General features: G+C 64.7%; 1 protein-coding gene. It reads left to right on the top strand.

Annotated features, from left to right (window positions below; genetic code table 11):
* Positions 1-14: 14 nt before the first annotated feature.
* A partial coding sequence (locus AC1RMF_RS26635) for an NADH-quinone oxidoreductase subunit NuoE family protein (RefSeq protein ID WP_493145572.1) occupies positions 15-640 on the top strand: 626 nt, incomplete at its 3' end.

The following is a 640-nucleotide window of genomic DNA, read 5'->3' as shown; positions in this document are numbered from 1 at the left end:
AATCGCAAGTGAACATGCAATCTGTAGTTGCCCCGTCTTCTGAAGTGAAGCCCGTGTCCTTGGGCACGGTAGAGGACATGCGCGAGCGCATACGCCGCAAAGCCAAGCTCAAGGGTCGTCAGGCGGACGATGTGTCACTGGATGAGGTGCGCGCACTGATCGGAGACGCGCCGCACCCGCGCGATCTGCTCATCGAGCACCTGCACAAGCTCAACGACGCCTACCGCTGCCTGCATGACCGGCACCTGGTGGCATTGGCACGGGAGATGAACATCCCCATGGCCGAGGTGTTTGAAGTGGCCACCTTCTACCACCACTTCGAAGTGGTCAAGGGCGACGCGCAGGCGCCGGGCCTGACGGTGCGCGTATGCGACGGCCTGAGCTGCGAGATGGCAGGTGCCCAGGATCTGCTGCAGCGCCTGCCTGCCTTGCTGGGCGGCGACGTGCGCGTGGTTGCCGCTCCCTGTGTGGGACGCTGCGAACAAGCCCCAGTGGCTGTGGTGCACCAGCACCCTGTGCCTGTGGCTACGGTGGAGGCGGTGGTGGATCTGGTGGACAAGGCACACGCCCACCACCCGGAGGCCCTGGCCGATGCCGTGTTCATGGCGTCCTCCAACGCAGAGTGCAGCATTTCCCCGCG

The organism is Rhodoferax sp. GW822-FHT04A08 (genome assembly GCF_058801025.1).
Note: the sequence above shows the minus strand (reverse complement) of the source record. Positions and strands in the feature narration are given on the sequence as shown.